Source organism: Pseudomonas sp. GD03944, from assembly GCF_029839275.1.
Lineage (GTDB): Bacteria > Pseudomonadota > Gammaproteobacteria > Pseudomonadales > Pseudomonadaceae > Aquipseudomonas.
The window spans coordinates 568,836-593,287 of sequence record NZ_JAOCAH010000001.1; the positions used below are offsets into that span (position 1 = coordinate 568,836).

Below are 24,452 nucleotides of genomic sequence, written 5' to 3' on the forward strand. Positions count from 1 at the left end.
GGTTTATTGGCGCCGCGTACGCGGCTCGACAACAACAATAAGGACTACCTCCCATGCACGATGAACGACATCCTGACGACTCGCGTCGCCGGTTTCTCAAGCAATCGCTGGTCTGTTCCGTCGCCGTTGCCGGTGCAGGCATGCTGCTCCCGCGCCTGGCCGCTGCCGGCGATCCCCTGAGCCTGCGCTACCCAGATCCCTCGGTCAGCGTACTGGACGACAGTTTCCTGGACTTGCGCCTGTTTAACGCCAGCGTCGAGAAGCTCGCCGATGGTTTGCGCTGGGCCGAAGGTCCGGTGTGGTTTGGCGATGGCCGCTACCTGTTGCTCAGCGACATTCCCAACAACCGCATCGTGCGCTGGGACGAGATCAGCCAGTCGCTGGGGGTCTATCGCGAGCCATCGAACTATTCCAATGGCCTGGCCCGGGACAACGAAGGCCGTCTGATCGCCTGCGAGGGCTCGACGACTCAGGGACTGGGCCGCCGTATCACCCGTACCGAACACGACGGCAGCATCACCGTGCTCGCCGACAACCACGAAGGCAAGCGCTTCAACTCACCCAACGATGTCGTGGTCAAGCGCGACGGTTCGATCTGGTTCACCGACCCACCTTTCCAGGCCGGCAACGAATACGAAGGCCACAAGATCCAGACCGAACTCCCCCATGGCGTGTACCGCATCGACGGCCAGAGCCTGAAGGTCACCCGCGTCATCGACGATCTCGCCGGCCCCAACGGCCTGTGCTTTTCCCCGGACGAGGCGACCCTTTACATCGTGGAAGGTCGTGCCAAGCCCAATCGCCTGGTCTGGGCCTACCCGGTCAATTCAGACGGCACACTGGGTCAGCGCAAAACGCATATCGAGGCGAGCGCCTTCGGTGCGCTCGATGGCATCAAGTGCGACGAGGCTGGCAACCTCTGGTGTGGCTGGGGCAGCAACGGTTCTCCCCAGGCCAAGCCGGAAGAGCTCGACGGCGTTCGCGTATTCAACCCTCAAGGCAAGGCCATCGGCCACATCAGCCTGCCGGAGCGCTGCGCCAACCTGTGCTTCGGCGGGGCGAGTGGTAATCGGCTCTTCATGGCCAGCAGCCACTCGATCTACTCGCTCTACGTGAACACCCGCGGCGCCACGTTCATCAAGTAAGGCCGGTCTGTTACGGCGAACCAGAGGCCGCTTTCCTGGTTCGCCGTGCCTGGGACCAGGCGTGCGCGGCAACAACCCACCCTCTCCGCTAGGCATGACGAGCAGCCCTGCGTACCATCCGACGCACCACACGCTGTCGACAAGGATGTTCGTAGATGACCCGCTGGATAGACAAACCGTCGCTGGACAGCAGCGATCTCATTGATCAAACCGTCGAAATCTCGCAGCGCTTTCTCAAGCGCTACGCATCCCTGATCATCAAGGCGGGCCCGCCCCTGATGGGGTTCGCGATCTTCCTGTTCTACTTCCACCAGCACCGTTTTTACCCGACCTTCGACCTCTTTCAGTTTTCTTCCCTTTTGCTGGCGGCATCGGTCATCGGGTTTGCTGTGGTAGGAACATCGGTTGCGCTGCTGTTCATCGCCGGCAGTTGGATGTTTCATGGCTATCTCAACTCACCGACAATCAAGGAAGAGCTGAAGTACCAGCGTCCTCGCGATGATCGGCAAAGCACTCACTTTGTCTTGAAGCTGTTTGTCTTACTTTATTTCCTGCCTTTTGCTGGCACGGCAGTGACGCTTACTTATGTGACGTTCAACCACGCATCGTTATTCAACAGCGCCCTTCTTATCCTTCCAGCCCTGATGACGCTGATTTCAGGACTGATTCTACAAAAGCTGTTCGCACTGGACCGCTTCAGTTTTCTGCGTTTCATGTGGGCGAGCTACTTCTCAACGCTGGTCATCGCCTTTTTCAGCATACTGACCATTCGTGATGCCTCCAGCCATCTTGAGACTATATCCAACGACCTGTTCCAAGTTGCATCCGTATACGCCGTCCCGCTCGCCGTCAGCGTGGTGGCCAGCGTATGTGCGCTGAGCTATGTCGCAGGCTGGAACTATGCGTTGCATGTCTGCTGTTTTTTCGGACTGTTAATCGCCTTCTACAGTGGCGCACTCACCGTCCTGCCCGAAAGAACCGTCAGCAGTCTGGGCCTTGGCCATTACCAGGCCGAACAGATCATTTTCAACGACGCCTACTGTGATACGCCCACCCGGCAAACATTGGCGTTAAGCGAAAGCTGCACGCTAAAAGATGTGCACGTTGTCTGGCTGATGGGCGACACGCTCTCCTACAAGGCCACCAAGACAAGCGAGCAACTGATCCAGGTGCCGACGCGGTTCATCAAGGCGGTGATCAAGGCGGTGGACTGACGCACAACACCACTGGCCGGAAGATCGTTCCCACGCTCCGCGTGGGAATGCAGCCCCCGACGCTCTGCGTCGGCTACGCAGCTCAAGGCTCGGCGCGTCCCAAGAAGCGCACCTACACAGAGCCTGAGCACGATCAGGCGATTTCCAACGCCCCACCTACCCAATCACCACCGTCCGGCACATGCCGGATGCCGTGCTGGCGGTAGGTCGGTACAATGCGCGTCTTGACCGTGCCTCAGCCCCTATAAAGAAAAATCATGTCCTTGCCCAAACACCACCTGGAACTGCTCAGCCCTGCCCGTGACGTGGCCATCGCCCGCGAGGCGATCCTGCATGGGGCGGATGCCGTGTATATCGGCGGCCCGAGCTTCGGCGCCCGTCACAACGCCTGCAACGAGGTGAGCGATATCGCCGGGCTGGTGGAGTTCGCCCGGCGCTACCACGCCCGCGTGTTCACCACGATCAACACCATCCTGCATGACGACGAGCTGGAGCCGGCGCGCGCGCTGATCCACCAGCTCTACGACGCGGGTGTGGACGCGCTGATCGTGCAGGACCTGGGGGTGCTGGACCTGGACATTCCCCCCATCGAGCTGCATGCCAGCACCCAGACCGACATCCGCACCCTGGGCCGGGCCAAGTTCCTCGATCAGGCGGGCTTCTCCCAGCTGGTGCTGGCCCGTGAGCTGAACCTGCAGGAAATCCGCGCCATCGCCGATGAAACCGATGCGGCCATCGAGTTCTTCATCCACGGTGCGCTGTGCGTGGCGTTCTCCGGGCAGTGCAACATCTCCCACGCCCAGACCGGCCGCAGCGCCAACCGCGGCGACTGCTCCCAGGCCTGCCGCCTGCCCTACACCCTCAAGGATGAGAAAGGCGGGGTGATCGCCTACGAGAAGCACCTGCTGTCGATGAAGGACAACAACCAGAGCGCCAACCTGCGCGCCCTGGTCGAGGCCGGTGTGCGCTCGTTCAAGATCGAGGGGCGCTACAAGGATGTGGCCTACGTGAAGAACATCACCGCCCACTACCGCCGCGAACTCGACGCCATCCTCGAAGACCGCCCGGATTTGGCCCGCGCCTCCAGCGGCCGTACCGCGCACTTTTTCGTGCCCGACCCGGACAAGACCTTCCACCGGGGCAGCACCGATTACTTCGTCACTGAACGCAAGGTGGACATTGGCGCCTTCGACTCGCCGACCTTCACCGGCCTGGCGGTCGGCCATGTGGAGAAGGTCAACAAGCGCGACCTGATCGCCGTCACCCATGAGCCGCTGTCCAACGGCGACGGCCTCAATGTGCTGGTCAAGCGCGAGGTGGTGGGTTTCCGCGCCAACATCGCCGAGCCCAAGGGCGAGTTCGAGGAAGACGGCGAGAAGCGCTACCGCTACCGCGTCGAGCCCAACGAAATGCCCGCCGGCCTCTTCCGCCTGCGCCCGAATCACCCGCTGAGCCGCAACCTCGACCACAACTGGCAGCAGGCTCTGCAGAAGACCAGCGCCGAGCGCCGCATCGGCGTGCAGTGGAAGGCCGAGCTGCGCGAAGAGCGCCTGACCCTGACCGCCCTCAGCGAAGACGGCGTGCGGGTCAGCGTCAGCCAGGACGGTCCCTTCGGCGCCGCGAACAAGCCGGAGCAGGCGCTGGAAGGCCTGCGCGACCTGCTGACCCAGCTCGGCACCACCATTTACCACGCCCAGGGCGTCGAGCTGGATGCGCCGCAAGCGTTCTTCGTGCCCAACTCCCAGCTCAAGGCCCTGCGCCGCGAAGCCATCGATGCGCTAACCGACGCCCGCGTCGCCGCTCACCCGCGCGGCAGCCGCAAGGCCGAAAGCAGCCCACCGCCAGTGTACCCGGAATCGCACCTGTCGTTCCTGGCCAACGTGTACAACCACAAGGCCCGCGAGTTCTACCATCGCCATGGTGTACAGCTGATCGATGCGGCCTACGAGGCCCACGAAGAGCCAGGCGAAGTGCCGGTGATGATCACCAAGCACTGCCTGCGCTTCTCCTTCAACCTGTGCCCGAAACAGGCAAAGGGCGTTACCGGCGTGAAGACCAAGGTCGCGCCGATGCAGTTGATCCACGGCGACGAGGTGCTGACCCTGAAATTCGACTGCAAGCCGTGCGAAATGCACGTGGTCGGCAAGATGAAGGGCCATATCCTCGACCTGCCGCAACCCGGTAGCGCGGCAACTCAGGTAGTCGGGCACATTTCGCCGGACGACCTGCTCAAGACCATCCGCCCCCGCGCGCCGCACTGACCGCACCGGGGCGGCCCAGGCCGCCCCGCCTTGCGTAACACCCTGGACGCGAACCACCTCGTAAAATCGCCACCCGACTTTGGGCAACCGCGGCGATTACGGGTATAAACACCGCCGCAACCGGCCCCTTCCCCCGACATCAGCATGGAGCGCTATGTACTACGCACGCGAAGCCGAAAGAGACCACCTCTACACCCGTTCGATCTGTTCGATCCTGTTGATGATCCCGCTGCTGGTCATCATATTCCTGTCGAAAGACCACGGCATCCGCTATGGCCTGGTCACCGCCAGCCCAGTGCCTGTTACCGGGGTGGTGACAGAAGTGGAACTCCCGGAAGGCATGGATACCCAGAAGCACGTCTTCTACACCTACACCACCGCTGACGGCGACACGCAGGAAGGCAGCTACCGCTACCCCAAACGCCTGGAAGAAAGCGTCTTCGAAGTGGGCCAGCCGCTGGAGATTACCTATTCGGGCTGGAGCGCGATCCAGAGCTACCCCAGCGACCAGATCGAAAACCAGGACGTCAACTTCTACCTGCTCGTCGGCTGCTTCATCGGCCTGCTGATCCTCGCCCTGACCTTCGCCCGGGGCGTGGCCGCCATCTTCACCCACAAGGAAGAAGATCGGCGGTACTGAGGCAGGGGTTCTAGCACCAGGACCTGAGAGTCGTCCGGATCTAGAAGCTCGCGGGCAAGCCCGCTCCTACAAAGGCGACCGGGCCCGACTGTAGGAGAGGCCTTGGCCTCGAGCTTGATCGTTCCCACGCTCCGCGTGGGCACGCATCCAAGGACGCTCTGCGTCCGCTACGGAATGTCGGTTGCCCGATCTACCGCTTGTGACGCAGACCGTCACGGGATTTTGGCTACCACGCAGAGCGTGGGAGCCATCAGTTATCCGCCACCCCTTCATCTGATCGTTCCCACGCTCCGCGTGGGAATGCAGCCCCGGACGCTCTGCGTCCGCCACGGATTGCAGGTTGCCAGCTCCTGCGTTGGTGATAAGCAATGCATGCCGGCAAACCTCTCATGTCAAGGTTCGCCGGCGAGAAACCCTTGATCTAGAGCCTCCAGACAAACCATTGCCGGCGTCGATGTTTACCATCACCCCAATGAAGTTCTCTTAAAAATCCACGCCCGTAACATCTGCTCCATACCAACCCAATACACCCCGGAGCACACCATCATGAAACGCCAACTCATCCTCAGCGTTGCTTTCACCGTACTGGCCGCCAACGTATTCGCTGCCTCTTCCGCTCAACCTGTCGTTGTCGAAGGCGGTGCTGATCGCCTGATCGAAAGCCGTGTTGCTGAAGGTGGCTCGGATCGCCTGATCGAAAACCGTGTCGCTGAAGGTGGCTCGGACCGCCTGATCGAGAACCGCGTCGCTGAAGGTGGCTCGGACCGCCTGATCGAAAACCGCGTCGCTGAAGGTGGCTCGGACCGCCTGATCGAAAACCGCGTCGCTGAAGGTGGTTCGGATCGCCTGATCGAAAGCCGTGTTGCCTGAGAACGTACCGACCCGTGATAGAGACTTCAGCATGATCCCAGCGCAGTGGCTGACATAAAAAAACCGGCTTATTCAGCCGGTTTTTTTATGTCCCGCCCGTAGGATGGGTTGAGCGAAGCGATACCCATCGCTGCCCTCACGACCTGCAACGCCGTCAGACGTAGATACTTACCCCGCCCTTCTCTTGCAGCCACTGGCGGTAGGTTTCCAGCGAGTCGGTTTCCTTGCCTTGGTTGGTACCGGTGAAGTTGACCTTCTTGTCCAACCCCAGGTCGATCAGTTCCTGCACCTGCCCCAACAGCTTGTTGGCTTCGTCGCGGTCCAGGCTGGCCACGTCCGGCAGGGGGATGGTCAGGGTCGTGTTTTCCGTTTCCGGCTTCGGTTTTGGCACGACGCCAGACGACGCCGCTGGCGCGCTGCCGCCGTGCAGGGCGCGCAACAGGCCACCTTCGCTGCGCGCAACCACCTGACTGGCGTAGCGGCGCAGCTCGGCAATGGGGTCGCGGCTGGCCTCGCTGCCGCTGCTGCCACCGGCGTTGGCGTTCGCCGCCTGGGCATTCGCCTGGCTGGAGTAGTAGCTGACCATGGCGGGCATGCTGTTGTTGATGCTGGTCATGAGGTGCCTCCTGGCAAAGTCATGCCCCTGCGTAGCAGGATATGGGCCAGCTTCTGCAGCCCAGTAGTTACGGGGCTTTCAGCACACATGGGCGGCATCAGGTTGCCACCTGGGGCAAGGCGTTGCCGGTCAAGAGCGGGAAGAGCCGCGTGGGCGAAGAGCTCGCGGACAAGTCCGCTCCTACAAAAGCGACCACGCCCCACTGCAGGAGAGGCCTTGGCCTCGGCTTGATCATTCCCACGCTCCGCGTGGGAATGCATCCTCGGACGCTCTGCTTCCGCTACGGAATGTCGGTTGCCAGATCTACCGCTGGTGACGCAGAGCGTCACGGGATTCTGGCTACCACGCGGAGCGTGGGAGCCATCAGCTATCCGCCACTCCGTCATCTGATCGTTCCCACGCTCCGCGTGGGAACGCAGCCCCGGACGCTCCGCGTCCGCTACGCACTGCAGGCTTCCAGCACCTTCATGTAAAGGTTCAATAGACAAAGAACCCCGCACTAGAGCCTCCCGACCAACCATCTCCAGCGTCGATGTTTACCATCATCTCAATGAAGTTCTCTTAAAAATCCACACCCGTAACATCTGCTCCATACCAACTCACAACACCCCGGAGCACACCATCATGAAACGCCAACTCATCCTCAGCGTTGCTTTCTCCGTACTGGCCGCCAACGTATTCGCTGCCTCTTCCGCCCAACCTGTCGTCGCCGAAGGCGGTGCTGATCGCCTGATCGAAAGTCGCATTGCCGAAGGTGGCTCGGACCGCCTGATCGAAAACCGCGTTGCCGAAGGTGGTTCCGACCGTCTGAACGAAAACCGCGTTGCCGAAGGTGGTTCCGACCGCCTGATCGAGAATCGCGTCGCTGAAGGTGGCTCGGATCGTCTGATCGAAAATCGCGTCGCCGAAGGTGGCTCGGATCGCCTGATCGAAAATCGCGTCGCCGAAGGTGGCTCGGATCGCCTGATCGAAAACCGCGTTGCCGAAGGTGGCTCGGACCGTCTGATCGAGAACCGCGTTGCCGAAGGTGGTTCCGATCGCCTGATCGAGAATCGCGTAGCTGAAGGTGGTTCCGACCGTCTGATCGAGAATCGCGTAGCCGAAGGTGGTTCCGACCGTCTGATCGAGAATCGCGTTGCCGAAGGTGGCTCGGATCGTCTGATCGAAAGCCGTGTTGCCTGAGACCTCACCGACCACGTGATCGAGACTTCAGCATGACCCCAGCGCAGTTGCTGACATAAAAAAGCCGGCCCACTCAGCCGGCTTTTTTATGCCTGCAGCATTCAGCAGCCCGTAGGGTGGACAACGCGAAGCGTGTCCACCGGCACTCGCGGTTGTTCGAGCCCCTACCGGCCGCCTTATGGCATGCCGAACATGGCCGTCCAGTAGATGCCGGCATCGCTCTTGGGGTCGGTGGCGTAGGCGGCGCCCAGTTCGGTGAACTGGGGGTTCATCAGGTTGGCGCAATGACCGGGGCTGGCCAGCCAGCCGTCGACCACCTTGTCGGAAGCGTCCAGTCCAGCGGCGATGTTCTCGCCGATACGCTGCCCCACATAGCCCGCCAGTTCGGCCCGGTCCCCCGGGGTGCGGCCGTCGGCGTCCTGGTGGCCGAAGAAGTTGCCGTTGGCCATGGCCCGGCTGTGGACTTCGGCAGTGCCGCCCAGGGTGGCGTTCCAGGTCAGGGGGGCAGCGGCCGAGAAGGATTGGTTGCCGCATTGCCGCGCCTGGGCGCGCACGGCGTTGATCCGTTCGAGCAGCTTCTGCCCTTCCGCCTGCCCGTCGCCCAGGCGACCCACCATCAGCGGGCGCGCCAGCACGATGCGCCAGTCGCGAACGTTGCGGCTGATGCCGATGTCGACGAACTGCGGGTCGAGCACCACCTGGCAGAAGCTTTCACGCAGCACCTGTATCGCGGCCGTGGCATCACGCGGGCCGGACAGGCGGATCGCCTGAACGTTGACCATCGGGTACCCCGTGGCACTCAGCGCCTCCTGCAACCCCGGGCCTTCCACCGGCAGAGCCAGGCGGGAATCGGGCGTCAGGGGCGGCAGTTCCTCGGAGGCCTGGGCCCCGCAACGCTGCACCTCGCTGCGGTAGGTATTGATCGCCTCGACCAGCAGCGCCTCTTCACTGGCGCTGGCCAACGCGGCCGACAGTGCCAACGGCAACACCACCAGGCGGACGAGCCAGGTTCTGACGCCCATGGAAATCTCCTTCATCCTCGCGGTTCCTCATGCTGAGTGCTCGGGCAATGGACAACGTCGGCCATCGAAAGTCGCGTGCGGCCCTGTCTCCAGGCCGTTATCCGATGCCTTACACAATAGCGGCCTTGTGCTAGCATCGCGCGCCCTCCCACCACTCCCGAAAGGACTCACATGCTCAAGCACCTCGTGCCGCTCGCCATCATAACCCTCGTTCTGCAAGGCTGCGGCGTCGCCATGCCGCGCTACGAACCGAATTTCGACAACGTCCAGATGCTGAAAAAGGAAGCGCCGCTGGCCAAGCTCGCGTCGCCAAGCGTCACGGCCGACAAGGGCCAGGATTCGGTGTCCACCCGCAACAACCCGCTGCGCAGCCCTGAAGGTTCGCTGAGCAAACATGTGCAGAAAGCCCTGGCGGACGAACTGCGCCTGGCCGGCCTGCTCGATCCCAACGCCTCGCGCCACCTGGACGTGCGCCTGCGCCAGAACCGCCTGAGCGCCGGCATGGCCACGGGGGATGGCGAGATCGCCGCCGAATTCAACCTGCGCGATGGCAACACCTCGCTCTATAACAGCCGCAAGACCGTGACACATGTCTGGGACAGCAGCTTCATGGGGGCTGTGGCAATCCCGGCAGCCGCCAACGCCTACAACCCGCTGGTGCGCAAGCTGCTGGCAGAGCTGTACAGCGACCCGGCGTTCATTCGGGCCATGCAGCAGTAACCGGAGAAAGATGGCGCGCCGTGCGGCGCGCCAGTCTGATCAACCGCGTGGCGGTTGTACGCCTTGCGCGTAGTGCAGGACCTGCTTGTCCAACAACTGCTTGAGCAACGCGTTGAACTGACGGCGGAAGCTGTCCTTGACTGCGTCGGCCGGGGTGTAGGCCATCATCGGGATGAACACCAGGCCGATCCAGGTGCGCACCGACTCATTGTTCTGCCCGCTCTGCAGCGGCTTGCCCTCACCATCCAGCACTTGCAGGGTCATGGTGTACTCATCCTTGCCGGTGGCCGGGATGATCAGCAGGGTGAAGCCCGAGATGAAACCACCGACTGCGGCCGCCGCGGACGAACCGCCGTTGTACACGTCCAGCTTGAGGGTGTAGTCACCCGGCTGCTTCTGGAATTCGTCCAGGGTGTAGCGGCTGAACATCCCCGATTCACGCAGCGACGCTTCGAGCTGTGGCTTGAGCAGATCGCGTGCTTGCGGCATCTCCACGGCCTTGGCGCTGCCGGCTTCACCCTGGTAGAAGGTGAAATCGACGAACACACCGGGGCGTTCCTTGTAAGCGGCCATCGACGGCAAGGTGGTTTCCGGCACCTGATCACCCGGGAAACTGGCACAACCGGCAAGCGTCAGAACCAACGCGATGCCCAACATCTTCAACTTCATACGGACTCATCCTTGTTTACGAGAACGCCACCCTCGCGGCGGCGGGCGACACTCTATGCAAAGCGTCGCGCCATGGCAATTTGCCTCTATCTATTGATAGAGCGCCCCGTCGCTTGCCAGCTCTCACCCGCCTTTGTAGGGTGAACGGCACCACTGCCCGCCAAGGACCCTCGCGCCCATGAAGTTCGATACCGCCTACTGCATCAGCCTCGACGACAAGCTGTCGATCTATGACGTACGCGACCTGAACTTCGACGAAACGGTGGCCTTCGATTCGGACCACGAATACTTCCTCTGCCCGCATGATGCCTGCCGCGCCGCCTTTGCCGACGAGAACAAGCTGGGCACCTTCAACGCCAAGAACGTCAGCTACATCCGTACCCCGCACTTCAAGGACCTGCCCAGCACCCAGCACATCGTCGGCTGCCCCTACGGCAATACCCGTGTGTCCGCCACCGGGTTGCCGGAACAGGGCGCCGAGGCGGAGGTCGAGCGCGAGGAGCACTTTCCCAGCGAGTTGCTGCTGACCCGTCGCCAGTACGTGCGCAACCCCGTGAGCACCGCAGCCGCCCAGGACCTGCCGCCGCTGACTCCGCCCGCCCCGAGCACCACCCCGCCCGCGCCCCGGGCCACCGCCAGTACGCCGCTGGACAAGACCAGCGTGTTCGCCCACCCGGTCGAGTGCTTCGTCTCCAACTACGACGACAAGGAGCGCCTCAAGCGCATGCCGCTGAAGATCGGCGAGCAGACCGCGCCCTACTCCGGGTTCTTCAAGAAGATCGAGTACCTGCAGGACAACAAGGGGCTGATCTACTGGGGCAAGGTCAAGGAAATAAAGGATTACACCCACAGCTTTCGCGTGGATTTCGAGAAGAAGGTCTGGTTCGAGGGCAGGCCGTATTCGGTCAACGTCTACCTGAGCAAGCAACTGATCGAGGGTTACCGCAAGCGCAAGGCGTTCATGGAGGAAATCCGCCTGGCGATCGCCAACGAGCGGCAGCTGTACTGCTTCTTCTACGGCGTCACCCCGGCCCTGAAGCAGGTGCCGAGCAAGAAGGACCCGAGCAAGACTTTCGGCGTGTTCAGTGCAGACATCCCCAACCTGGACCATTTCCTCATCCGCGAGGCGCCGGGGCTGGATGAGAAGTAGCCGCTGCGCATGAATAACGAGGCCATCAGGGAACCTTCGGCCCGCTGACGGCACTAATCTCGCACCGTTTTCCCCCACCGGACCTGCCACCATGCACACCCTTCTTCGCCTGTTCCTGCTGGGCTCCATCGCCCTGTCCCTGTCGGCCTGCTTCAAGGATGACGCGCAGAACACCCAGAGCAACCTGTGTACCTTCAACACCGACCCGCAGGCCGAACGCTGCAAGGCCGGGCAGATGGCCTGGTTCCGCCCGGACGACGGCCAGCTGATCAGCGAGCAGATGGCCCTGAGCGTGGCCGCCGCCTACTGCGACTTCAACCACCCGGTGATGCACAACCGCGCCGGCGTGCTCTGCGTGTTCACCGACCAGCGCCTGCACACGGTCAAGTAAGACCGCCCTGCCTCACCCGTGGCGCTCTGCTGAAAGGCAGGGCGCCAGCGTCCGTCGCGGCTGAAGCCCCTCCCACGGACAGTCGCCAGCCCAAGCACCGTCAAACGCGCCCACGAACTCAACCCCGCGAGCACGGTCATTAGTGAAAGCACCGCCGTTGGCGGGCAGCATCCGCCAATGGCCGGCCCAGACACGGTTAACCCTGTGGAGGACGCGCCATGTTCCAGGTTATGCGTAACGGCAACGACCGTATCGATGTGGAAATGTCCGGCCAGCTCGACAGCAACGAGATGCGGGCCGCGCTGGATGAGCTGAGTCAGAAGTCGGAAGGGATCGCCCACGGCCGCCTGTTCTGCCGGGCCCACGACATCCACCTGCCGACCCTCGCCACCATGGGCATCGAAGTCTCGCGCCTGCCGAAGATGTTCACCTTCGTCCGGCGTTTCGAGCGCATGGCCGTGGTCGCCGACCAGGGCTGGGTACGCAAGACCAGCGAAATCGAAGGCGCGCTGATCCCCGGCCTGACTATCAAGGCCTTCGACCCGAAGCAGGTGGTGGAGGCGGAGCGGTGGTTGTACCAGTGAGGGCAACGGGCCTGTGCGGTCGACCTCGGCTCACAGGCTGAAACCACATGCACCGTTGGGACGCGGAGCGTCCCGGGAGGCATTCCCACGCGGAGCATGGGAACGATCGGTGCCGCCCCGCCCCCTGTTGGAGCGGACTCGTCCGCGAGCTTTTTAGCCACCGAACGCAGATCGTTCCGGCGGCATCCCCACGCGGAGTATAGGAACGATCGGTGCCGCACCGCCTCTTGTAGGAGCGGACTCGTCCGCGAGCTTCTGCCGTAGGGTGGACAGCACGAAGCGTGTCCACCTGCGCCAGCCTCACCCCAACTGATCGACCATCACGGCGTTGGTGTACACCAGGCTGCCGTCACTGGCGCGATGGCCGACGAGGTGGAACTGCCCGCGCATGTCTTCGCCGCCGCGGTACACACGGATCTTGCAATCGGACAGCGGGCCGCATTCCGGCGGGGTGCTCAGTTCGATTTCCTCGGCGTCGACGTCCACCATGATTTCGGTTTCATCGCTGCTGGCCAGGCGTTCCTCGGCCTCTTCCAGGCGCCGGTGATGACGCTCGTTGAGGTGGAAGCTGAAGGTGCCCATCGGGCTGGATTTGGTAGCGCCGATGCTTTTGCACCAACCCTCGGCAGTCACATTGTTCATGGCAAGACCTCCTGAGTGTTTTGCCGGCTGAATGTGCCGTTGCCCAGGGTTAGACCCAGCGCAGCGGCACTTTACTCCCCGCTGCGTACCGTCAGGCGCACCAGCACCATGACCAACGGACGAACGAACATCACGCAGCAGAAGGCCACCGGCATCGCCAGCTGGTACGCCGTGAGCACCCGCAGCACGTAACCGTCGGCAAAACCGGTGTTGGCGGCGGTGATCACCAGGCACATCAGGAACGCCATGATCCCGGACATGAAAAACGCGAAGATCACCGGGGTCAGGCGGGGCGACAGTTTCCAGCTGGAACGCGTGGTGTTAGAAATCTCAGGCATCAGGCAATCCCATCAAATGAACAGAAGCCACGACTGTAGCGGCGCACCCGTTGCCGCAGTAGAGGCCTGCGGCTATGTTGAGCCACAATCAAAACTTACGAATAGCTCAGCCATTAGAAACCCTATCCATGGAAAACCTGCGCGGCATCGAGAGCTTCGTCAAAGCGGTGGAACACGGCAGCATCGCCTCGGCTGCCCGCCAGCTCGGCATCAGTGCGGCGGCGGCCAGCCAGAACATTGCGCGCCTGGAAAGCCAGCTGGGCGTGCGCCTGCTGACCCGCACCACCCGCCGCCTGGCGCTGACCGACAGCGGCACGCTGTATTACGCCCGGGTGAGCGGCATCGTCCGCGACCTGGAGCTGGCCCATGCCGCCGTCACCGCGCAGCACACCCAGCCCCAGGGGCGGCTGCGCATTGCCGCCAGCGCCGCGTTCGGCCGGCACGTGCTGGCACCGCTGATTCCGGCGTTCAGTCGTCTATACCCACGGGTGATGTGCGAGGTGGTGACCACCGACCGGGCGGTGAAACATATCCAGGAGTCGGTGGACATCAGCATCCGCATCGCCCAGCAACTGGAGGACGGCCTGGTGGCCCGGCACCTCGTCACCGTGCCGTCGATCTACTGCGCCTCTCCCGCGTACCTGGAGCGGGCCGGCCGCCCGCAGGAGCCGGAAGACCTGCGCGACCATGATTGCCTGGTGTTCCGCATTCCCGTGGACGGCCGCCTGATGCGCTGGGGCTTCGTGCGCGACGGGGTGCCCTTCGAGGCGCCGGTGCGCACCAGCATGATCAGCGACGACATCGACGTACTGGCCAAGGCAGCGGTCGCCGGTGGCGGCATCACCCGCCTGGCATCGTTCGTCGCCCGCCCCTACCTCAGCAGCGGCCAGCTGGTGGAGGTGTTCCCGCCCCGGGGCACGACCGGCAGCCAGGCGCAGACCGACCCGCTGGAGTTCTACCTGTGCGTGCGCGACCGCCATGAACTGACGCCCAAGGTGAACGCCTTCATGGCGTACTTCGCCAGCGCCCTGCCCAGGGAATGGTGAGGAAGGGGCGCGGCGGTCGGGAGAGTTTGACTGAGGCGGCGATTGCGGTAGGCTCGGCACCTTCTATGAAAGGAGGTATCCCCAATGGCCCGCGCCACTGCCCGTCACATCCTGGTTGCCACTGAAGACAAGTGCAACGAACTGAAAGCCGCTATCGAAGGCGGTGCCGACTTCGCCCAAGTCGCCAAGGACAACTCCACCTGCCCGTCCAGCCGCAACGGCGGTGACCTGGGTTCGTTCGGCCCGGGCCAGATGGTCAAGGAATTCGACACCGTGGTGTTCAGCGCCCCGGTCAACGTGGTGCAAGGTCCGGTGAAGACCCAGTTCGGCTACCACCTGCTGGAAGTCACCAGCCGCCAGGACTGATCACCGTCCTGCTGCATCGCGGCCCTGCCTATCAGCGGGGCCGTTTTGTTTCCGGGCCTCGAAGTTTCGAGCGCGCGGAGCCGGTTTCCCCGGGTATCGTTTCGCTCAACCCAGGCTACGCTGCGGCCACAATTCGCCGCGGGGCGCGGCTCCCACAATCATCCGTGCCCGCCACCAAGGTGTAGGAGCCCCCGACCCGGGGCGAAGTTTTCGCGGGCAACAGGGTGCAGGAAGGCCTACGCGGCCACCCGCGGCCGCAGGCGCTCCAGCAGTCGCCCGCCCAGCACATTGACCAGCAGCCCAAGCATCACCAGCAAGGCGCCGGCCATCTGCAGGCTGCTCAGGCGCTCGTCCAGCAGCACGGCCGAGGAACTCAGGCCGACCACCGGCACCAGCAGCGAGAACGGCGCCACCTGGCTGGCCGGGTAGCGCGACAGCAGCCGGCTCCACAGGCCGTAGCCAAGAATGGTCGCGCCGAAGGCCAGGTAGGCCAGCACCAGCACGCCGTTGAGGCTCAGGTCGCGCACGGCGGAGACCATCAGCTCCGGCCCTTCCAGCCACCAGGACAGCGCCAGGAACGGAATCGGCGGAATCAGGCTGCCCCACACCACCAGGCCGACCAGGTTGACCTTGCCGATCTTGCGCGTGACCACGTTGCCCAGCGCCCACATCACCGCCGCGCAGAGGGTCAGGGCGAAGCCCGCCATGGTCATGCCGCGGTCGCCCTGCAGGCCGATCAGCACCAGGCCGCTGGCCGCCACCAGCAAGCCCAGCAGGTTGACCAGGCGCAGGCGCTCACCCAGCAGCATCGCCGCGAAGAACAGGGTGAAGAACGCCTGGGATTGCAGCACCAGCGACGCCAGCCCCGCCGGCATGCCCACCGACATGGCGTAGAAGAGAAAGGCGAACTGCCCCAGGGAAATGGTCAGGCCGTACAGCAGCAGCCAGCGCAGCGGCAGGTCCGGGCGGCGCACGAAGAGGATCGCCGGGAACGCCGCGAGCATGAAGCGCAAGGCGCCCATCAGCAGTGGCGGCATGTCGTGCAGGCCGACCTTGATGACCACGAAATTCAGGCCCCAGACCACGACCACCACCAGTGCCAGCATCAGATCCTTGGGCGACATGACAGACTCTCGACAGAAACAGACGCCCATTAGAGCAGGTGCCGGGTGCGCCCCATATGCACAGTCGGCCGCTAAAAAGGCCAGACAGTAGCCTCTCCCCAGCGCCCCCGCCGCTTTGCTACCCTGCGCGCTTTGCCTGCGTAGCCCACCGCGATGACCCTGACCGATTTTCTGCTGTTCGCCGTGCCGGCGGTGTTCCTTACCGGTTTGTCCAAGGGCGGCTTCGGCGGTGCCCTGGGCGGTATCGCGGTGCCGTTGCTGGCCCTGGCCGCCACCCCGATGCAGGCGGTGGCGATCATGCTGCCGATCCTGTGCCTGGCCGACGTGGTGGGACTCAAGGCCTATTTCGGCAAGTGGGACACCGCCAATCTCAAGGTGATGATGCCCGGCGCCCTGATCGGCATCGTCATCGGCTCGCTGACCTTCGAGCTGCTCAACGAGAACACCATCGGCCTGCTGATCGGCATCATCGCCATCTCGTTCGTGCTGCTGGGACTGATCAACACCAACCAGGAACCGCGCCCGTTGCAGAAAGGCCGTGGCACCGTGCTGTCGACCCTGGCCGGTTTCACCAGCTTCGTCGCCCACGCCGGCGGCCCACCGGTGATGATGCACCTGCTGCCGCAGCAACTGGACAAGGTGCGCTACGTGGCCACCATCAACATGTTCTTCCTGCTGACCAACGCCCTGAAGCTGATCCCCTACACCGCCCTGGGTCAGTTCACCGCGGACAACCTGCTGATGAGCCTGGCGCTCGCGCCGATCGTGCCGCTGGGGGTCTACAGCGGCCTGTGGCTGCAGTCGCGCATCAACCACACCTGGTTCTACCGCATCGCCCGCCTGGGCATGCTGCTGGCGGGTATCCAGCTGATCTGGCACAACATCTGAGCCGCACGGAGCCGTCATGAGCCGAGCCGAACTGCACCAGCAACGCGCCGCCGAGGCCGAAGCAGAAGCCCGTCGGCTGCTGGCCGACCGTGACGCAATGGGGCCGCGCTGGCTGCCCTGGGTGGCCAGCGAACTGTACCGCCTGAGCCCTGCGCCCTATGCGGCGATGGTGCGGCGCGAGCTGGAGCGGCTGAGCGCGAACAACCCCTGATCGTGACCGCTGGGGATTTGCAGGGTGCCAGGAACGCGCGAACAGACTAAAATCCGCCACCAACTTTGTCATGCCGGCTTTCGGCGGGTGCCAGCCCTCGGGTTCGTACCGCCGCAGAACCGGGCCATCGACCCCCTTACCGACCCGCACAGATCGAGAGAACGAGCATGGGCGCACAGTGGAAAGCCAAACCTAAAGAAGCCGCCGCCAACGCCAGGGGCAAGATTTTCGGCCGTCTGGTGAAAGAAATCATGATCGCCGCGCGCAACGGCGCCGACCCGGACATGAACCCCAAGCTGCGCCTGGCCGTGCACCAGGCCAAGAAAGCCTCGATGCCCAAGGACACCCTGGAGCGCGCGATCAAGAAAGGCGCGGGCCTGACCGGCGAGACCGTCAACTTCGAGCGCACCACCTACGAAGGCTTCGCCCCGCACCAGGTGCCGGTGATCGTCGAGTGCCTGACCGACAACGTCAACCGCACCGTGGCCGAAGTCCGCGTGCTGTTCCGCAAGGGCCAGATGGGCGCCAGCGGTTCGGTGACCTGGGACTTCAACCACGTCGGCATGATCGAAGCCTCCAGCGACAGCGGTGCCGACCCGGAAATGGCCGCCATCGAAGCCGGTGCCCAGGATTTCGAGCCGTCCGATGAAGGCAACACCCTGTTCGTCACCGACCCGACCGACCTCGACGCCGTGTGCCGCGCGCTGCCGGAGCAGGGTTTCACTGTCAACTCGGCCAAGCTCGGCTACATGCCGAAGAACCCGGTCAGCGGCCTGAGCGCCGAGCAGCTGGAAGAAGTCGAAGCCTTCCTCGAAGGCCTCGACGGGCACGACGACGTGCAGAACGTCTACGTCGGCCTCAGCGGCTAAACAGGTTTCAACGCACCGCGTGGTCTGCGGACCGCCCGGTGCGCGTTTGTGGACATTGGTCACAGGCCATCGAGCATGATGGCGTTACAATGGCCAGCTGCCGTGTCGCCACCCCAACGAAACAGGCGACACCGCACGCATACATGGATGTAGTCATTCAGGAGTGTCACCGTGCATAAGTTCTTTACCCTGGCCGCGTGCCTGCTGCTGGGCGCCTGCGCCAGCAACCCCCAGGCGACCTACGAGCAATCCGTGCAGTCGGGCACCAGCCCGATCGCCAAGAGCACCCTCGAGGCCATTCACAACGCCGAGGCGATCCCGCTGCCGGTCAATCCGGGCCTGCTCGCCCCCCGCTGGAGCATCGACGCGGACCAACCGCGCATGGACTTCGGCAGCTCCATCTCCAACTACCGCGTGTTCTCCCTGGAACTGAAAAAGGGTGAGCGCTACACGCTGAACGTCAATTCGCTGTGCAACGACGCGTGCCTGGGCATCAACAAGTTCGCCCTCAAGCCCCGTGCCCTGCTGCTCGACGCCTATGGCGTGGTGATCGCCAGCAAGCCGACGCGCACCTCCGCCGTGGTCGGCGTGGTGAGCATGGGCTGGGACGGCGAGGCACCGGAAGACGGTACCTACTACCTGCTGGTGGCCGCGGACAACGAAGATGTCGGCAAGACCATCGTGATCGACGACGTGTGGGTCAACAACTCCCCACTGATGGCGGTCAAGGTCGGCATGAACAGCGCTCCGTTCGGCAAGATCAGTGCGTTCTCCAGCACCCACTGACCGCCCGACCCTGAGTATCGCAGCGGCCTGCCTGTTCGACAGCGCAGGCCGTTTGCTGCTGGTACGCAAGCGCGGCACCTGCGCCTGGATGCTTCCGGGCGGCAAGCTCGAACCCGGCGAAGACGCCCTCAGCGCCCTGAGCCGCGAACTGCAGGAAGAGCTGGACCTGCACCTGCCGGCGGATGCCCTGGGCTGGCTCGGCCATTTCCAGGCCATGGCGGCCAACGAGGCCGACACCTGGCTCGACGCCCAGGTCTACCACGCCCACCTGCCCCACCCCGTGCACCCCGCCGCCGAACTGGAAGCCCTCAGCTGGCTGGACCTGCGCGCGGAACTGCCGGCGGACCTGGCGCCGCTGCTGCGTGAACAGGTATTGCCGCGCCTCGCCGATAGCCACTATCGAGCCGAATGATTTCTGCCTGAGCCTGCCGCCCTCTAGCCTGTGCGTACTCCATCAACGCGCTCGCCTACAGGTGCTCCGATGCAACGCTCACTCGCCCTTACCCTCGCTGCTTTCGCCCTCGTCCTCACTGGTTGCGCCAGTCAGCCCGAGCCTTACGAACGTCCGTACACCGACGCCGAGATCAAGCAGTTCGCCCTGGAAATGCTCAGCCGCAGCAACCTCTCGTACGAAGACTACGAGAAGATCCGCGCCGCGCTGATGAAGCCCTCACACCGCATGTCCAACGCCATCCGTGACGTGGAACCGCAAGAGCCAGCCGGCGCACGCCGCGGCTGATAGCCCGCCTGATCGCCCGGGAGCGGCTTCGGCCGCGACGGCCCACTGTAGGCTCAAGGGCCTATCGCCGCTAAAGCGCCTCCCACGGGCGTGCAATTCCTCACAAACCGCACAACCACGGGCCACCACGAACCTGTGGGAGGGGCTTTAGCCGCGAGCGATCGCTGCCGGCTCAAGGCCAATCGCCGCTGAAGCGCCTCCCACGGGCATGCAACTCCGCGCACGCCGCACAACCACGAACTCCACGAATCCGTGGAAGGGGCTTTAGCCGCGAGCAGTCGCTGCCGGCTCAAGGCCAATCGCCGCTGAAGCGCCTCCCACAGGGGTACCGTCCTTACTGAAAACGTTTCCCATCTGCAGCACGCTCCATTGATCCGGAGCAAGGTGTGATGCGCGGGAAGCCGTAGCCTGTGATGCCCACCCACCGTCACTGCGAGGTTCCCATGAGCATCACATCCGCCGGCATCTGCGAGGCTGCCGATCAGTTGCAGGGGTTTGTCGGTTTCAATGCCAAGACCGGCCAGTATATCGTGCGTTTCAGCGAGGATTCCTTCGGCCTGGATGTGCCGGAAGGCCGCATCACGCCGACCTGCGAATTCGTCTGGCAGGAACAGTCGGACAACCTGATGAACCTCAAGCGCGAGCGCATCCAGCTGTTGCTCGACCTGCGCATCGATGAGCGCCTGAACATCACCGAACCGTTGCGGGTGTACATGCGCCGCCAGGACCTGCCGGAAATCAGTGCCGAACGTCGCCTGCTGAGTCAATGAGCCGCCACGGCACCGGGCTAGAGCAGAAAACTGGCGGCCGCGCCGCCGATCACCAGCACCAGCAGCGCCAGCAACCACAGCCGCCCATTGCCGGCGGCCTTGGCCGGTGCCCGCGCCGGGTTGGCGGTGGCCGTTGCACGCAGCGGGTTGGCAGCGCTGACCTGCGGTTTCGGCGCAGGCGGCGCCGCGGGTTTGATCGGCTTGGGCACGTCCACCGCACGCATGAACACCGTGGCGTCTTCGTCCACCACCGGGGCGGCCTCGGTTTTCGGGCCGATCACCAGCAGCGTGACCGAACCCATTTTCAGCTGGTCGCCCGGCTGCAGCACCGCCATGCCGACTTTCTGCTGGTTGACCAGCACGCCGTTGGCCGACGCCAGGTCCTTCACCTCCAGCACGTCACCCTTGAGGATGAACTCGCAGTGGCGGCGCGACAGCTCCATGTCGCTGAAGCACAGCTCGCACTTCACCGAACGGCCGAAGGTCATCGAACCGCTGATGTGGAATTTCTTGCCCTCGTGCTCGCCCTTGATCACCTGCAGGAACCAGCGCTGGGTGGCGCCGGCCTTGGCCTTGCTCTTGGCAGGGTCGACGAACAGCAGCTCGACGCCGCCCAGGCGCACGCGGTCGTCGGCGCGAATCTGGAAGCGCGCGCCGATCCGCTCGTCGTTGACGAAGGTGCCGGCCGGGCTGCCGAAGTCGGTCAGGTAGTAGAAACCGTGGTCCTGACGGATCTCCGCGTGGAGGGGGCCGATGTCGGCGTCCTCCAGCACCAGGCTGTTGCGGCTGTCCTGGCCGATGGTGAAGCGCTCGTCCACCAGCCAGATCGGGGCCTGGCGGTTATCGCTGAAGTGAATCCTGAGCATGTCGGGCCTGTACCTCGGGTCAGAAGCAAGGGGCGGCGCGGGACGAACCCCGCACCACTCAGTTACTGAAAATGTTGTCCCACAGACGCTTGATCGGGCTTGGCTCCGCTCCGCTGCGCGGCTTGCCGGCCGGCGTACGCGGTGCCTGGGCCAGGCGCACGCGGCGCCCGTGATCGTCGAGCCGTGCCAGCAAGGCTTCGTTGGCCGGCGCGACCTCCAGGCCGTGCTTGATGTATTCCAAGGCCAGGGCGTGCTCGCGGCGGCCATAGGCCTGCTCGCTGAGCTCGACGAAGCGTTGCGCGACCCGGTCGAGCCCGGCCAGGGCCAGCAGGTTGTCCGGCTCCCAGGCCAAGACCTGACGGAAGTAGAACGTCGCGCTGTCATCCTCGGGCAGCAGCAGGCGCTCCTCGGCGATGCGCTGCTCGGCCAGCGCCAGGTAGTCGGTGATGCGTGCCTGCAGGATGCGGTTGAGGCCATCCACCGCCTGCGCGTTGTCGGCGTCCAGGGCCAGCACCTGGCGGAAGTAGTAATCGGCGTTGTCCCTGGCCGGCTCCAGCAACTGGCCCTCCCCCAGGCGCTGCTCGCCCAGGGCCAGGTAATCGTTGATACGCACCTGCTGGTAGCCGTAGTAGCCGCCACCGGCGCCCAGCACGAGCAATACCGCAAGCACCGCCCAGAGCAGCGGACGCCCCGTGCGGCGCGGCGGCTGGGCAGCTTTGATCCTGACCGCGGGCGCGATACGTGTACTGTCGACGTCCTGCTCGCGCAACTCGTCGAGGCTGGCCAGCAGGATGGTGCAGTCGGCGAAACGCTCGTCCGGTTCCTTGGCCAGCATACGGTCGAGCAGCCACTGATAGTCGCCCAGGTGCGCCGGCAGGTCCGGGATGTCCATCTGCACGTGGTTCATCACGGTCTGGGTGTAGTTCTCGCCGCGGAACGGATTGGTGCCGGTGAGCATTTCCAGAAGGATCACGCCCAGGCTGTAGATGTCGCTGCGCGCATCCAGCGGCTGGCACTGCGCCTGTTCGGGGCTGCTGTAGGCCGGACTGCCAACGGCGATACCGAACTGGGTCAGGTCCTGGTCCAGGCTGACTTCCTTGGCCACGCCAAAGTCAGTGATGACCGCCGTGCCGTCGTCGCGGAACAGGATATTGGCCGGCTTGATGTCGCGGTGCACCAGGCCCTTGCCGTGCACCACGGCCAGGCCGCTGGCCACCTGCTGGACCACCCGCAACGCCTGCTGCGGCTCGAACACCTCGCCCTTGTGCTGCGCCAGGTCGCCGCCAGGCACAAACTCCATGGCCAGGTAGTAGCGGCCGTCGGCCAGGCGGTCGATGTCATGGATGGTGATGATCGAGGGGTGATGCAGGGAGGCGACGATATGGCCTTCCTTGATGAAACGCTGGCTGAACGCCTCGTCGTCGGCGCTCAGCAGCACTTTTACCGCCACCTTGCGGTGCAACGATTCCTGGGTGGCGAGGTAGACCTCGGCCATTCCGCCTTTGCCGAGGCGGCCATGAATGCGGTAACCCGGAATCTCGATCAAGCGTTCTGTCATGGCATCGAATCAGGAAGGTTTGAGGGGTTTCAGCAGTTTGCTGAGAAAGCCTCGGGGGCGTGCGTCGACCGGTGGTTCGGTCAGGGCGCGGCCGAGGACGATACACGAAATATTGTCTCTGCCGCCCATCTGGTTTGCCAGTGCGATCAGTTGCTCGACCACCGCTTCCAGGGTGTCGGCGGTGGTGCACAGCTGCTGGATCTGCTCGTCCAGCAGTTCGCCCGTCAGGCCGTCGCTGCACAGCAGCAGGAGTTCGTGGGTGCCCAGGCTGCCGCAGACCAGGCCGACATCGAGGCGCTGATCGCCGCGTCCCAGGCACTGGAAGATGACATTGCGTTGCGGGTGGTGGCGCGCGTCCTCGCGGCTCAGTTCGCCTGCGTCGACCATGGCCTGGACCCAGCTGTGGTCGTGGGTCAGCTGCTCGATGTAGGCGGCGCTGATCCGGTAGGCCCGGCTGTCGCCGATCCAGGCGACCTGGAAGTCCGATTCAGTGAACTGCGCCGCCACCAGGGTGGTGCCCATGCCCCGCCCGCGCTGTTCGGCGGCGGCCAGCACGGCACGGTTCGCCGCATTCACCGCCTCCACCAGGTCTTCGCCGGCGGCGCAGGCGGTTTCCAGGGCCTGCAGGGCCACGGCGCTGGCCACCTCACCGTACTCGTGCCCGCCCATGCCATCGGCCACTGCCCACACATGCAATGCGGGGCAGCAGAGAATGGCATCTTCGTTGTGGGTTCTTACCTGGCCGGCGACGCTGTGCGCGGCGTACACCAGGTGTTCTTCAACGGGTGTCATCGACATGGTGCAGCTTGACCTTGTGAAACGCTGGACGCGGTGCAAGCGCCCATGATGCGGCCGGTGCGGCCGGCTGTCATCGGTCCGCCAGGCTTTTGCCGCGAAGTGTTAACCAGTCGATCCCCCGTCGCCCGGCGGCCCCCCCGGGAAATGCAGGTCACGCAGCGGCCAGCTATGCTCAAGAACAGTGTACTGGCGGGCTCGACGGGCCTGGGAGGTGACGATGGCCAAGCGATTCTGATCCACAACGGCGATCCCAACCCAGCACATCCGAGGTGATCATCATGAGCAAAGGTCTCGACGCGAAAAAGCAGGCCAAGAAGAAGCCCCTGAAAACCGCCCACGAAAAACGCATGGCCAAGCGCGACAAGCGCACCGGCCGTACCCTGCTCGGCAGCCACGCCACCGAGTGACAACCTCTTGCCCAGCGCTCGCCAATCGGTGACGCTGGGCACCTTCTCCCAGGCCCACGATCCTCGTTGCATGCCCGACCTGCATTATCGCGCCCTGCCCGCCCATTTGCGCCCCCTGGCCGAAAAGTTCTACCGCACGCATCGCAGCGCCATGCGCCCCCGGCACGACGACACCGTGTGGGTGGCCCAGCAGGGCGACATCCTGGCCGCGCGGTGCCTGGCACCGGTGGAAGACGGGCGCTGGCTGACCGGCCTGTTCGTCGCCCCGGCCTTCCGCGGCCAGGGCCTGGCCGGGCAATTGCTGAGCACGGCCCTCGCCGACGCCGACGGGCCGACCTGGCTGTTCTGTCACCCGGACCTGGCGAGCTTCTACCAGCGCCTCGGTTTTGCACCAACGTCCCAGTTGCCGGCGCTTCTGGCCCAGCGACTGAGCCGTTATCAGTGCAACAAAAACCTGATCGCCCTGTCAGCATGACTATGGCCACCGGCCAATGAATGGCGAAACCGCCGGTTATCCATCGGCGTGGCATAAATACTGGCACTTTGCCCATCTTTCACCCTTGCCAGGGCCAGGCAAAGC

General features: G+C 64.0%; 30 protein-coding genes. 20 read left to right on the plus strand and 10 right to left on the minus strand.

What is annotated here, in order from left to right:
* Nucleotides 1-53 precede the first annotated feature (53 nt).
* The 5 genes from N5C28_RS02750 to N5C28_RS02770 all read left to right on the plus strand — a co-directional run bounded on the left by N5C28_RS02750 (nt 54) and on the right by N5C28_RS02770 (nt 6,130).
* Nucleotides 54-1,145 (plus strand): SMP-30/gluconolactonase/LRE family protein, encoded by a 1,092-nt coding sequence (locus N5C28_RS02750; RefSeq protein ID WP_279819823.1) that lies wholly within the window; start codon nt 54-56, stop codon nt 1,143-1,145.
* Nucleotides 1,146-1,300: 155 nt separating this feature from the next.
* Complete coding sequence (locus N5C28_RS02755; protein ID WP_279819825.1) at nt 1,301-2,359, plus strand: hypothetical protein; 1,059 nt, start codon at nt 1,301-1,303, stop codon at nt 2,357-2,359.
* Between the two features lie 257 nt (nt 2,360-2,616).
* Nucleotides 2,617-4,620 (plus strand): U32 family peptidase, encoded by a 2,004-nt coding sequence (locus tag N5C28_RS02760; protein WP_279819826.1) that lies wholly within the window; start codon nt 2,617-2,619, stop codon nt 4,618-4,620.
* A 154-nt stretch (nt 4,621-4,774) separates the two neighbouring features.
* Nucleotides 4,775-5,260, plus strand: a complete 486-nt coding sequence (locus N5C28_RS02765; RefSeq protein ID WP_279819829.1) for a hypothetical protein — start codon at nt 4,775-4,777, stop codon at nt 5,258-5,260.
* 546 nt (nt 5,261-5,806) lie between these two features.
* Nucleotides 5,807-6,130: a hypothetical protein gene (locus tag N5C28_RS02770; protein WP_347881248.1), complete on the plus strand. Its 324-nt coding sequence runs from the start codon at nt 5,807-5,809 to the stop codon at nt 6,128-6,130.
* Between the two features lie 154 nt (nt 6,131-6,284).
* Here the strand turns inward: N5C28_RS02770 and N5C28_RS02775 are convergent, their stop codons facing one another.
* The 3 genes from N5C28_RS02775 to N5C28_RS02785 all read right to left on the minus strand — a co-directional run bounded on the left by N5C28_RS02775 (nt 6,285) and on the right by N5C28_RS02785 (nt 8,950).
* Nucleotides 6,285-6,746 carry a hypothetical protein gene (locus N5C28_RS02775; protein ID WP_279819831.1) on the minus strand — a complete coding sequence of 154 codons (462 nt, stop codon included), beginning with the start codon at nt 6,744-6,746 and terminating at the stop codon, nt 6,285-6,287.
* Between the two features lie 561 nt (nt 6,747-7,307).
* Complete coding sequence (locus N5C28_RS02780) at nt 7,308-7,943, minus strand: hypothetical protein (protein ID WP_279819832.1); 636 nt, start codon at nt 7,941-7,943, stop codon at nt 7,308-7,310.
* A gap of 161 nt (nt 7,944-8,104) precedes the next feature.
* A complete protein-coding gene (locus N5C28_RS02785) occupies nt 8,105-8,950 on the minus strand; it encodes a CAP domain-containing protein (protein WP_279819834.1) in 846 nt (281 codons plus the stop codon).
* Nucleotides 8,951-9,121: 171 nt separating this feature from the next.
* Here N5C28_RS02785 and N5C28_RS02790 point away from each other — a divergent pair, with 171 nt between their 5' ends.
* On the plus strand, nt 9,122-9,670 hold the full coding sequence (locus N5C28_RS02790) for a hypothetical protein (protein WP_279819836.1): 549 nt from the start codon (nt 9,122-9,124) through the stop codon (nt 9,668-9,670).
* Between the two features lie 39 nt (nt 9,671-9,709).
* Here the strand turns inward: N5C28_RS02790 and N5C28_RS02795 are convergent, their stop codons facing one another.
* A complete protein-coding gene (locus N5C28_RS02795; RefSeq protein WP_279819839.1) occupies nt 9,710-10,339 on the minus strand; it encodes a hypothetical protein in 630 nt (209 codons plus the stop codon).
* 178 nt (nt 10,340-10,517) lie between these two features.
* Between N5C28_RS02795 and N5C28_RS02800 the strand changes: the two genes are divergently transcribed.
* The 3 genes from N5C28_RS02800 (at nt 10,518) to N5C28_RS02810 (ending at nt 12,464) form a co-directional block, all read left to right on the plus strand.
* Nucleotides 10,518-11,489 carry a hypothetical protein gene (locus tag N5C28_RS02800; RefSeq protein ID WP_279819841.1) on the plus strand — a complete coding sequence of 324 codons (972 nt, stop codon included), beginning with the start codon at nt 10,518-10,520 and terminating at the stop codon, nt 11,487-11,489.
* Between the two features lie 91 nt (nt 11,490-11,580).
* Nucleotides 11,581-11,880, plus strand: coding sequence for a hypothetical protein (locus tag N5C28_RS02805; RefSeq protein ID WP_279819843.1), 300 nt, complete (start codon nt 11,581-11,583; stop codon nt 11,878-11,880).
* A gap of 218 nt (nt 11,881-12,098) precedes the next feature.
* Complete coding sequence (locus N5C28_RS02810) at nt 12,099-12,464, plus strand: STAS/SEC14 domain-containing protein (protein WP_279819845.1); 366 nt, start codon at nt 12,099-12,101, stop codon at nt 12,462-12,464.
* A 300-nt stretch (nt 12,465-12,764) separates the two neighbouring features.
* Here the strand turns inward: N5C28_RS02810 and N5C28_RS02815 are convergent, their stop codons facing one another.
* Together N5C28_RS02815 and N5C28_RS02820 are read right to left on the minus strand one after the other, a co-directional pair.
* Nucleotides 12,765-13,106 (minus strand): hypothetical protein, encoded by a 342-nt coding sequence (locus tag N5C28_RS02815; RefSeq protein WP_279819848.1) that lies wholly within the window; start codon nt 13,104-13,106, stop codon nt 12,765-12,767.
* 71 nt (nt 13,107-13,177) lie between these two features.
* Complete coding sequence (locus tag N5C28_RS02820) at nt 13,178-13,444, minus strand: DUF2798 domain-containing protein (protein ID WP_279819850.1); 267 nt, start codon at nt 13,442-13,444, stop codon at nt 13,178-13,180.
* A gap of 128 nt (nt 13,445-13,572) precedes the next feature.
* On the opposite strand from N5C28_RS02820, the gene N5C28_RS02825 reads away from it, so the two are divergent.
* Together N5C28_RS02825 and N5C28_RS02830 are read left to right on the plus strand one after the other, a co-directional pair.
* Entirely contained in the window at nt 13,573-14,490 is a 918-nt protein-coding gene (locus N5C28_RS02825) for a LysR family transcriptional regulator (RefSeq protein ID WP_279819852.1), read from the plus strand.
* Nucleotides 14,491-14,574: 84 nt separating this feature from the next.
* The gene (locus tag N5C28_RS02830; protein ID WP_279819854.1) at nt 14,575-14,856 is read left to right on the plus strand and encodes a peptidylprolyl isomerase; all 282 of its coding nucleotides are present in this window, start codon (nt 14,575-14,577) and stop codon (nt 14,854-14,856) included.
* Nucleotides 14,857-15,092: 236 nt separating this feature from the next.
* Here N5C28_RS02830 and N5C28_RS02835 read toward each other — a convergent pair whose 3' ends face one another.
* Nucleotides 15,093-15,980, minus strand: a complete 888-nt coding sequence (locus N5C28_RS02835) for an EamA family transporter (protein ID WP_279819857.1) — start codon at nt 15,978-15,980, stop codon at nt 15,093-15,095.
* A 153-nt stretch (nt 15,981-16,133) separates the two neighbouring features.
* Between N5C28_RS02835 and N5C28_RS02840 the strand changes: the two genes are divergently transcribed.
* The 7 genes from N5C28_RS02840 to N5C28_RS02870 all read left to right on the plus strand — a co-directional run bounded on the left by N5C28_RS02840 (nt 16,134) and on the right by N5C28_RS02870 (nt 20,243).
* On the plus strand, nt 16,134-16,868 hold the full coding sequence (locus N5C28_RS02840) for a sulfite exporter TauE/SafE family protein (RefSeq protein WP_279819859.1): 735 nt from the start codon (nt 16,134-16,136) through the stop codon (nt 16,866-16,868).
* 16 nt (nt 16,869-16,884) lie between these two features.
* Nucleotides 16,885-17,079 (plus strand): hypothetical protein, encoded by a 195-nt coding sequence (locus N5C28_RS02845; protein ID WP_279819860.1) that lies wholly within the window; start codon nt 16,885-16,887, stop codon nt 17,077-17,079.
* A 167-nt stretch (nt 17,080-17,246) separates the two neighbouring features.
* Complete coding sequence (locus N5C28_RS02850) at nt 17,247-17,948, plus strand: YebC/PmpR family DNA-binding transcriptional regulator (RefSeq protein ID WP_279819862.1); 702 nt, start codon at nt 17,247-17,249, stop codon at nt 17,946-17,948.
* A 171-nt stretch (nt 17,949-18,119) separates the two neighbouring features.
* On the plus strand, nt 18,120-18,734 hold the full coding sequence (locus N5C28_RS02855; protein WP_279819864.1) for a hypothetical protein: 615 nt from the start codon (nt 18,120-18,122) through the stop codon (nt 18,732-18,734).
* Complete coding sequence (locus N5C28_RS02860) at nt 18,712-19,146, plus strand: NUDIX domain-containing protein (protein ID WP_279819866.1); 435 nt, start codon at nt 18,712-18,714, stop codon at nt 19,144-19,146. Before N5C28_RS02855 ends, N5C28_RS02860 begins: the two co-directional genes overlap by 23 nt.
* Before the next feature lie 69 nt (nt 19,147-19,215).
* Nucleotides 19,216-19,473 (plus strand): hypothetical protein, encoded by a 258-nt coding sequence (locus N5C28_RS02865; protein ID WP_279819869.1) that lies wholly within the window; start codon nt 19,216-19,218, stop codon nt 19,471-19,473.
* A 443-nt stretch (nt 19,474-19,916) separates the two neighbouring features.
* Nucleotides 19,917-20,243 carry a DUF2025 family protein gene (locus N5C28_RS02870; RefSeq protein ID WP_279819871.1) on the plus strand — a complete coding sequence of 109 codons (327 nt, stop codon included), beginning with the start codon at nt 19,917-19,919 and terminating at the stop codon, nt 20,241-20,243.
* 17 nt (nt 20,244-20,260) lie between these two features.
* Here the strand turns inward: N5C28_RS02870 and N5C28_RS02875 are convergent, their stop codons facing one another.
* Genes N5C28_RS02875 through N5C28_RS02885 form a run of 3 tightly spaced genes read right to left on the minus strand, consistent with a single transcriptional unit; the run spans nt 20,261 to nt 23,465 of the window.
* Nucleotides 20,261-21,109 carry an FHA domain-containing protein gene (locus tag N5C28_RS02875; protein WP_279819873.1) on the minus strand — a complete coding sequence of 283 codons (849 nt, stop codon included), beginning with the start codon at nt 21,107-21,109 and terminating at the stop codon, nt 20,261-20,263.
* Between the two features lie 58 nt (nt 21,110-21,167).
* Nucleotides 21,168-22,667 (minus strand): serine/threonine-protein kinase, encoded by a 1,500-nt coding sequence (locus N5C28_RS02880; protein WP_279819875.1) that lies wholly within the window; start codon nt 22,665-22,667, stop codon nt 21,168-21,170.
* A 9-nt stretch (nt 22,668-22,676) separates the two neighbouring features.
* Entirely contained in the window at nt 22,677-23,465 is a 789-nt protein-coding gene (locus N5C28_RS02885; RefSeq protein WP_279819877.1) for a protein phosphatase 2C domain-containing protein, read from the minus strand.
* 278 nt (nt 23,466-23,743) lie between these two features.
* Here N5C28_RS02885 and N5C28_RS02890 point away from each other — a divergent pair, with 278 nt between their 5' ends.
* Together N5C28_RS02890 and N5C28_RS02895 are read left to right on the plus strand one after the other, a co-directional pair.
* The gene (locus N5C28_RS02890; RefSeq protein ID WP_279819881.1) at nt 23,744-23,872 is read left to right on the plus strand and encodes a hypothetical protein; all 129 of its coding nucleotides are present in this window, start codon (nt 23,744-23,746) and stop codon (nt 23,870-23,872) included.
* Nucleotides 23,873-23,942: 70 nt separating this feature from the next.
* Nucleotides 23,943-24,347 carry a GNAT family N-acetyltransferase gene (locus tag N5C28_RS02895; protein WP_279819882.1) on the plus strand — a complete coding sequence of 135 codons (405 nt, stop codon included), beginning with the start codon at nt 23,943-23,945 and terminating at the stop codon, nt 24,345-24,347.
* Nucleotides 24,348-24,452 lie beyond the last annotated feature (105 nt).

What these genes read in the sequence shown, in the direction of transcription:
- N5C28_RS02750 (WP_279819823.1), top strand. Translation starts at nt 54, where the DNA reads ATGCACGATGAACGACATCCTGACGACTCGCGTCGCCGGTTTCTCAAG.
- N5C28_RS02755 (WP_279819825.1), top strand. Translation starts at nt 1,301, where the DNA reads ATGACCCGCTGGATAGACAAACCGTCGCTGGACAGCAGCGATCTCATT.
- N5C28_RS02760 (WP_279819826.1), top strand. Translation starts at nt 2,617, where the DNA reads ATGTCCTTGCCCAAACACCACCTGGAACTGCTCAGCCCTGCCCGTGAC.
- N5C28_RS02765 (WP_279819829.1), top strand. Translation starts at nt 4,775, where the DNA reads ATGTACTACGCACGCGAAGCCGAAAGAGACCACCTCTACACCCGTTCG.
- N5C28_RS02770 (WP_347881248.1), top strand. Translation starts at nt 5,807, where the DNA reads ATGAAACGCCAACTCATCCTCAGCGTTGCTTTCACCGTACTGGCCGCC.
- N5C28_RS02775 (WP_279819831.1), bottom strand. Translation starts at nt 6,746, where the DNA reads ATGACCAGCATCAACAACAGCATGCCCGCCATGGTCAGCTACTACTCC.
- N5C28_RS02785 (WP_279819834.1), bottom strand. Translation starts at nt 8,950, where the DNA reads ATGGGCGTCAGAACCTGGCTCGTCCGCCTGGTGGTGTTGCCGTTGGCA.
- N5C28_RS02790 (WP_279819836.1), top strand. Translation starts at nt 9,122, where the DNA reads ATGCTCAAGCACCTCGTGCCGCTCGCCATCATAACCCTCGTTCTGCAA.
- N5C28_RS02795 (WP_279819839.1), bottom strand. Translation starts at nt 10,339, where the DNA reads ATGAAGTTGAAGATGTTGGGCATCGCGTTGGTTCTGACGCTTGCCGGT.
- N5C28_RS02800 (WP_279819841.1), top strand. Translation starts at nt 10,518, where the DNA reads ATGAAGTTCGATACCGCCTACTGCATCAGCCTCGACGACAAGCTGTCG.
- N5C28_RS02805 (WP_279819843.1), top strand. Translation starts at nt 11,581, where the DNA reads ATGCACACCCTTCTTCGCCTGTTCCTGCTGGGCTCCATCGCCCTGTCC.
- N5C28_RS02810 (WP_279819845.1), top strand. Translation starts at nt 12,099, where the DNA reads ATGTTCCAGGTTATGCGTAACGGCAACGACCGTATCGATGTGGAAATG.
- N5C28_RS02815 (WP_279819848.1), bottom strand. Translation starts at nt 13,106, where the DNA reads ATGAACAATGTGACTGCCGAGGGTTGGTGCAAAAGCATCGGCGCTACC.
- N5C28_RS02820 (WP_279819850.1), bottom strand. Translation starts at nt 13,444, where the DNA reads ATGCCTGAGATTTCTAACACCACGCGTTCCAGCTGGAAACTGTCGCCC.
- N5C28_RS02825 (WP_279819852.1), top strand. Translation starts at nt 13,573, where the DNA reads ATGGAAAACCTGCGCGGCATCGAGAGCTTCGTCAAAGCGGTGGAACAC.
- N5C28_RS02830 (WP_279819854.1), top strand. Translation starts at nt 14,575, where the DNA reads ATGGCCCGCGCCACTGCCCGTCACATCCTGGTTGCCACTGAAGACAAG.
- N5C28_RS02835 (WP_279819857.1), bottom strand. Translation starts at nt 15,980, where the DNA reads ATGTCGCCCAAGGATCTGATGCTGGCACTGGTGGTGGTCGTGGTCTGG.
- N5C28_RS02840 (WP_279819859.1), top strand. Translation starts at nt 16,134, where the DNA reads ATGACCCTGACCGATTTTCTGCTGTTCGCCGTGCCGGCGGTGTTCCTT.
- N5C28_RS02845 (WP_279819860.1), top strand. Translation starts at nt 16,885, where the DNA reads ATGAGCCGAGCCGAACTGCACCAGCAACGCGCCGCCGAGGCCGAAGCA.
- N5C28_RS02850 (WP_279819862.1), top strand. Translation starts at nt 17,247, where the DNA reads ATGGGCGCACAGTGGAAAGCCAAACCTAAAGAAGCCGCCGCCAACGCC.
- N5C28_RS02865 (WP_279819869.1), top strand. Translation starts at nt 19,216, where the DNA reads ATGCAACGCTCACTCGCCCTTACCCTCGCTGCTTTCGCCCTCGTCCTC.
- N5C28_RS02870 (WP_279819871.1), top strand. Translation starts at nt 19,917, where the DNA reads ATGAGCATCACATCCGCCGGCATCTGCGAGGCTGCCGATCAGTTGCAG.
- N5C28_RS02875 (WP_279819873.1), bottom strand. Translation starts at nt 21,109, where the DNA reads ATGCTCAGGATTCACTTCAGCGATAACCGCCAGGCCCCGATCTGGCTG.
- N5C28_RS02880 (WP_279819875.1), bottom strand. Translation starts at nt 22,667, where the DNA reads ATGACAGAACGCTTGATCGAGATTCCGGGTTACCGCATTCATGGCCGC.
- N5C28_RS02885 (WP_279819877.1), bottom strand. Translation starts at nt 23,465, where the DNA reads ATGTCGATGACACCCGTTGAAGAACACCTGGTGTACGCCGCGCACAGC.
- N5C28_RS02890 (WP_279819881.1), top strand. Translation starts at nt 23,744, where the DNA reads ATGAGCAAAGGTCTCGACGCGAAAAAGCAGGCCAAGAAGAAGCCCCTG.
- N5C28_RS02895 (WP_279819882.1), top strand. Translation starts at nt 23,943, where the DNA reads ATGCCCGACCTGCATTATCGCGCCCTGCCCGCCCATTTGCGCCCCCTG.